This is a genomic window from Isoptericola sp. S6320L, assembly GCF_023015685.1.
GTDB classification, from domain to species: Bacteria; Actinomycetota; Actinomycetes; order Actinomycetales; family Cellulomonadaceae; genus Isoptericola; species Isoptericola halotolerans_A.
Map to the genome: position 1 here is coordinate 22,453 of NZ_JALKAT010000042.1, position 6,129 is coordinate 28,581.

Genomic DNA, 6,129 nt, shown 5'->3' on the forward strand with positions numbered 1-6,129 from the left:
TCGCCCTCGCCGTAGCCGTCGCCGTCCGATGTAACGTTAAACTCGCGGTCGCTGCGCACCCTGTGGTGCACGTGCCGCCCGCCCTGCCGACCGAAGGAGCTCCATGTCTCTCAGCACGCCCTCGTCCGGGATCCTCGTCGACGGCCGGCCCACGACGGACGTCCCGCTGCGGCACGTCTGGAACGAGTGCGTCGGCGCGGGCCGCGCGAACGAGGCGCTGCGTGCCGACTGGCAGGCCCACTTCCGCGAGGCCGTCGACGTCCTGGGGGTGCGCCAGGTGCGCTTCCACGGACTGTTCCACGACGACATGTTCGTCTACCGCACCAGCAACGGTGGCGGCTTCGGCCCTCCGAAGCAGCTGCCGGAACCGGTGTTCACCTTCGCCTACGTCGACAAGGTGTTCGACGCGATCCTCGACGCCGGGGCGCGCCCGTTCGTGGAGCTCGGCTTCATGCCGCGCGAGCTGGCCACGGAGACCGAGACGGTCTTCTGGTGGGGCGCCCACTGCAGCCCGCCGAACGACATGGACCGGTGGGTGGAGCTCGTGAGCACGACCGTGCGGCACTGGATCGACCGCTACGGCCTCGAGGAGGTGCGCCGGTGGCGGTTCGAGGTGTGGAACGAGCCCAACCTGGTCCCCCACTTCTGGACCGGCACGCGCACCCAGTACTTCGAGCTCTACGAGGCCACGGCCACCGCGATCAAGGAGATCGACAGCCGGCTGATGGTGGGCGGACCCTCGACGAGCGTGTTCGTCCCCGACGCGCGCTACGCCGGCGAGTACCACGCGCCGTCGCTCGAGGTCGCGACCGCCGAGGCCCCGGACCCTGGCGCCCTCGACTGGCAGCCGGTGTGGATCCGCGAGTTCGTCGCGTGGTGCGCGCGGCGCGAGGTTCCCGTCGACTTCCTCTCGACGCACCTGTACCCCACCGACTACGCCGCCGACTCCACCGGGCGCGGCAGGGCGATCTCGCGCCAGGTCGACGCCACCTCCCGCGACCTGCGGCTGCTGCGCGAGATCGTCGCCGACAGCCCGTACCCCGACGCCGAGCTGCACATCACCGAGTGGTCCACCTCCCCGTCCAGCCGCGACGCGATCCACGACACGCTGTTCGCGGCGCCGTACATCGTCCGGGCGTTCCTCCAGGGCGCTCCCTTGGCGCAGTCCATCGCCTACTGGACCTTCACCGACATCTTCGAGGAGGGCGGCGCCGGTATCGGGCCGTTCCACGGCGGCTTCGGCCTCGTCAACGAGCAGGGCCTGCACAAGCCCACCTTCCACGCGATGGCCATGCTCGCCCGCCTGGGCGACCGGATGCTCCAGGAGCTGCCCGACGGCGCGATCACCCGCTCCTCGGCGACGGGCGAGATCTCCGCGATCTTCTTCAACTACCCCGCGGACCACGGTGACGCCGGGCTGGCGTCGCGGGACTCGTACGCCCAGACACGCACCCTGGCCGACCTGGGCCCGTCGCGGAGGGTCCGCCACACCGTCGACGGGCTCACCCCCGGCACCGAGCTCACCGTCGAGATCCTCGACTGGGAGCACGGCAACGTCGCCGAGGCCTGGTACCGGATGGGGTCACCGCTGAACCTCTCGCGCGAGCAGACCGCCGAGCTGCGCACCGCCGCCGACGACCTGCGCCGCAGCACCCTGGTCGTCGGCGACGACGGCGTGCTCGAGATCGACCTGGAGCTTCCCGCCTGGGCGGTCGCCTCCGTCGCGCCCGCCCGCCAGGTCAGCCCTTGACCGCTCCGGTCAGGCCGCCCACGATCCGCCGCTGGAACAGCGAGAAGAAGACCAGCGCCGGGATGGCGGACAGGGACACGAAGGCGAGCACCCGTGCCGTGTCCGTCGAGTACTGCGACGCGAACGCCTGGACGCCGAGCGGCAGCGTGTAGAGAGCGTCGTCGCTCAGGAGGAACAGCGGCAGCATGTAGCTGTTCCAGCTCGCGACGAACGCGAGGATGCCGACGGTCACGACCCCGGGCATCGAGAGGGGCACGACCATGCGGGCGAAGAACCCGAGCCGGCTCGCGCCGTCGATGGACGCCGCCTCCTCGATGTCCCGGGGGATCGCCCGCAGGAACGGCACGAGGATGATCACCGTGACGGGCAGCGCGAACGCGATCTGCGGCAGGATGATGCCGGCGAGCGTGTTCGTCAGGCCCAGGTTCCGCACCAGGATGTACAGCGGCGTGATCGCCACCGTCATGGGGAACATCAGCCCGGCGGCGAACAGCGAGTACATCGCCTCCTTGGCCTTGAACGGGTAGCGCGCGATGACGTAGCTCGCCCCCAGCCCGAGGACCACGACACCGACGGTCGTCCCGACGCCCGCGACGAGCGAGTTGGCCATCTGCTGCCAGAAGATCCCGCCGGTGAGCACGCCGAGGTAGTTGTCGATCTGCCACGGGTCCGGCAGCCCGGCCGCCGACCGGATGATCTGCGAGTTCGTCCGGAAGCCGCCGAGCACGATGTAGAGCACGGGGGCGAGGCACACCCCGACCAGCCCGAACGCGACGAGGTACGCCGTCGGGCTGCCCCATCCCCCGCTCGCGTGCGACGTCCTGAGCTTCTGCGGCGTCGCCTGCCGCGTCGTCGTGGTCGTCACGAGGCACCTCCGGTCAGCGCGCCCGCGGTGTCGCGGCGCAGGACGAAGCGCTGGTAGACCAGCGCGATGGTCAGAGAGATCAGGAAGATGACCACGGCGACGGCGTTGCCGTACCCGTAGCTGCCGGAGATCCGGCCGTTGACGACCATGTACGTCGCCATCGTCGAGGTGCCCGCGGTCGCGGCCACGTACTGCCCCCACATCACGTACACGAGGTCGAAGAGCTGCAACGACCCGATGATCGACAGGAACGCCCAGATCCGGATCGTGGGTCCGAGCAGCGGCAACGTGATGTAGCGCTGCGCCTTCCAGTAGGAGGCGCCGTCGATCGCGGCGGCGTCGTGCAGCTCCTCGGGGATGCTCTGCAGCCCCGCGAGCATGAGGATCACGGCGAACCCGATGTACTTCCAGACCAGGACGGCCATGAGGGACCAGATCGCCACGTCCGGGTCGGCCAGCCAGTCACGGGTCAGCCCCTCCAGCCCGGCGCGCGTCAGCAGGTCGTTGATCGCGCCCGTGGTGTGCAGCATGAGCCCCCACCCGATGCCGACGATGACCTCCGAGAGCACGTACGGGACGAAGATCAGAACCCGGATGAGCGCCCGGCCACGCATCCGCTTGTTCAGCAGCAGCGCGATGCCGATCGCCGCCGGGCCCTGCAGCACGAGCGACATGACGAGGATGAGACCGTTGTGCGCCAGGGCGTCCTGGAAGACGGGGTCGGTGAGGATGAGCCGGTAGTTCTGGAGACCGACGAAGTCCGTCGGCGGACCGTAGCCCTTCCAGCGGAAGAACCCGTAGTAGGCCGCCATGACGACGGGGAAGATCACGAAGGCGACGAAGACGACGATGCCGGGGCCGGCGAGCAGGGCGATCTCCGCCCACTTGCCCCACGGGAGGCGCCGGGTCCTCCGTGGCCGAGCGGCCGGTGAGGGCGCACGGGTGGCACCCTCACCGGCCGGCCGGGGCTCCGGGGGCACGTCGACGACGGCGGTCGGAGCGTGGTTCATGCCGGGTCAGCCCTTGGCCGCCGCGTCCGTGATCGCCTGCACGAGGCCCGCGGCGTCGGTGTTGCCCGCCAGGAGCTCGACGACGGCCTGGTTGAGCGCCGTCCCGACGTTCTGCCCGTAGTTGGTGTCGAGCCAGTCGGAGACGTAGGTGGCGCTGTCCAGCGCCTCCATCATCTGGATGTTGTACGGCTCGGTGACGGCGTCCTTCGCCTCCTTGTTGAGCGGGATGGTGCCGAACGCCTCGTAGAACGTCTCCTGGTTCTCCGGGGAGTTCATCAGGGCGATGAAGTCCGCGCAGAGGTCCTTCGGGGCGGTCGCGGAGCACGAGTAGCCACCGCCGCCGCCCATGAACGCACCGGGGTCGCCGCCGCCGTCGGGCAGCTGCGGGAACGGGAACCAGCCGAGGTCCGGCAGCGGCTCCTCGTCGGGCGTGAGCGAGGTGACCACGCCGGGCTGCCAGGCGCCCATGAGCTCCATCGCGGCCTGGTGGTTGGCGAGGAGGCCGGCGGAGCTGCTGGCGCCCTGCTGGGCGGAGGTGGACAGGAACCCCTCGTTGAACGGCTCGACCGCCGCGAGGTCCGCGAGGTCCTGGCTGGCCTCGAGGTAGCACTCGTCCGAGAAGTCCAGCGTCTCGTTCGTGGCGGTCAGTGTCTCCTGCGAGCACTCGCGCAGCGCGAAGAAGTAGAACCAGTGCGCCGCGGGCCACGCGTCCTTGCCGCCGAGGGCGATCGGCGTGATGCCCGCTGCCTTGAGCTGGTCGACGGCGGCGTACAGGTCGTCCATCGTCTCGGGAGTCTCGGTGATGCCCGCCTCCGCGAACAGGTCCTGGCTGTACCAGATGCCGCCGGGCTGGATGAGCTGGGGGCCGGCGAGGAGCTGGCCGTCGATCGTGAGCGCCTCGTACGCGGCGTCGCCGAGCTGCTCGCGCAGCTCGGGGGCGTCGACGGCGGTGCCGGTGAGATCGGCGAGCTGGCCCGCGGCGGCCATGTCCTTCATCTTGCCGCCGCCACGCTGCATGAACACGTCGGGAGCGTCGCCGGAGTTCAGCGCCGTCTGCAGCTTGCCGTCGACCTCCTCGTTCTGGATGTGCTGGGCCTCGACGGTGATGTTCTCGTGCGTGGCCTCGTACTGGGCGGCCACGTCGTCGAACCACGCCTTGCCGGGGCCGGTCGTGTAGTTGGTCCACACCGTGAGCGTGTACGGCTCTCCCTCGGCGACCTCGGTACCCCCGGGTTCGGGGCTTCCGGAGCAGGCGGACAGGGCGAGCACGCCCGCGAGGACGCCGGCTGCGGTGCTGGCGGCCTTGCGGCGGTTGGTGGTGGTCATCGTTGACAATCTCCCTTGGTTGTCTGGCGAGGTGTAACGTTAAACCCTGCCGCTCACGGGGACAAGATGTGCGCGCCCGCACCGACCTGGCAGAGTGACCCGTCGTGGGAAAGAAGCGGACGACCCAGATGAGCGACGTGGCCCGGGCCGCCGGGGTCTCCGTGATGACGGTCTCAAACGTCCTCAACGGGCGCCCCAACGTCGGGGCCGAGACGCGGATCCGCGTGCTCGAGGTCGTCGACGAGCTCGGCTACGAGATCAACCTGACCGCGCGACGACTCCGCACCGGGCGCACGGGCACCGTCGGGCTCATCGTGCCCCGGTTCGACCACCAGTACTACAGCGAGCTGGCCGCCCGGGTCTCCGACGCTCTCGCCCCCGAGGGCCTGCACCTCGTCGTCGAGCAGTCTGGCGCCACCCGCGAGCGGGAGCTCTCCGCCCTCTCGCTCGCGCGGCTCCAGCAGTATGACGGCGTCCTGCTGAGCGCGGTGGGCCTCGACTTCGCGGACCTCGACCGCATCCGCACCGACGTCCCGATCGTGCTGCTCGGCGAGCAGGAGGTGCCCGATCGGTACCACAACATCAAGATGGGCAACGTGGCCGGGGCACGGCTCGCGACGGAGCACCTCGTGGCCCGCGGAGCACGGCGCGTGGCCGTGCTCGGGGGCCGGCTCGAGACGCCGCACCACGACATGGCGTCGTCGAGGGCGCAGGGCTGGGCCGACGCGCTGGACGCGGCCGGGCTAGCGCCGGACCCCGAGCTGGTGATCCCCCTGGAGTCGTTCTCGATCGCGGAGGCACGTGCCGCGATCGTGGAGCGGCTCGCGGGCGGGCTCGCCGTCGACGGAATCCTCGGCGTCACCGACGAGATCGCCATCGGCGCCATGGCCGGACTGCGCGACGCCGGCCGCGTCGTGCCCGACGACGTCCAGGTCGTCGGGTTCGACAACCTGCGGATCTCGGACCACGTCTCGCCCGGCCTGACGAGCGTCGACCCGGGGCACGACGCGATGGTGGCCCACGCGCTGCGCCTCCTGCGACGGCAGCTCGAGGACCGGGGTGCCGCGCCGGAGCACGTCGTCAGCGACGTCGCTCTGGTGGAACGCGGAAGCACGCGCCGTCCAAAGTGACGGCACCGCCTGAGACCCGCTGTGGGTGCACGACACGCCGCCTCCACC

At 70.5% G+C, this 6,129-nt stretch carries 5 protein-coding genes; 2 read left to right on the forward strand and 3 right to left on the reverse strand.

The window, feature by feature from the left end; all coding sequences use genetic code 11:
- Window positions 1-103: 103 nt before the first annotated feature.
- Entirely contained in the window at window positions 104-1,750 is a 1,647-nt protein-coding gene (locus MWU57_RS16510) for a beta-xylosidase (protein ID WP_246910722.1), read from the forward strand.
- Here MWU57_RS16510 and MWU57_RS16515 read toward each other — a convergent pair.
- Genes MWU57_RS16515 through MWU57_RS16525 form a run of 3 tightly spaced genes read right to left on the reverse strand, consistent with a single transcriptional unit; the run spans window position 1,740 to window position 4,951 of the window.
- Complete coding sequence (locus MWU57_RS16515) at window positions 1,740-2,615, reverse strand: carbohydrate ABC transporter permease (RefSeq protein ID WP_246910725.1); 876 nt, start codon at window positions 2,613-2,615, stop codon at window positions 1,740-1,742. The genes MWU57_RS16510 and MWU57_RS16515 overlap by 11 nt on opposite strands.
- Window positions 2,612-3,625, reverse strand: coding sequence for a carbohydrate ABC transporter permease (locus MWU57_RS16520; RefSeq protein ID WP_246910727.1), 1,014 nt, complete (start codon window positions 3,623-3,625; stop codon window positions 2,612-2,614). The genes MWU57_RS16515 and MWU57_RS16520 overlap by 4 nt, the downstream gene beginning before the upstream one ends.
- Window positions 3,626-3,631: 6 nt before the next feature.
- Entirely contained in the window at window positions 3,632-4,951 is a 1,320-nt protein-coding gene (locus MWU57_RS16525) for an ABC transporter substrate-binding protein (RefSeq protein ID WP_246910729.1), read from the reverse strand.
- Between the two features lie 128 nt (window positions 4,952-5,079).
- Between MWU57_RS16525 and MWU57_RS16530 the strand changes: the two genes are divergently transcribed.
- The gene (locus MWU57_RS16530; RefSeq protein ID WP_246910731.1) at window positions 5,080-6,081 is read left to right on the forward strand and encodes a LacI family DNA-binding transcriptional regulator; all 1,002 of its coding nucleotides are present in this window, start codon (window positions 5,080-5,082) and stop codon (window positions 6,079-6,081) included.
- Window positions 6,082-6,129: the final 48 nt, after the last annotated feature.

Excerpts from the sequence above, each read along its gene's own strand:
- MWU57_RS16520 (WP_246910727.1), bottom strand. The coding sequence starts at position 3,625 with ATGAACCACGCTCCGACCGCCGTCGTCGACGTGCCCCCGGAGCCCCGG.
- MWU57_RS16510 (WP_246910722.1), top strand. The coding sequence starts at position 104 with ATGTCTCTCAGCACGCCCTCGTCCGGGATCCTCGTCGACGGCCGGCCC.
- MWU57_RS16525 (WP_246910729.1), bottom strand. The coding sequence starts at position 4,951 with ATGACCACCACCAACCGCCGCAAGGCCGCCAGCACCGCAGCCGGCGTC.
- MWU57_RS16530 (WP_246910731.1), top strand. The coding sequence starts at position 5,080 with ATGAGCGACGTGGCCCGGGCCGCCGGGGTCTCCGTGATGACGGTCTCA.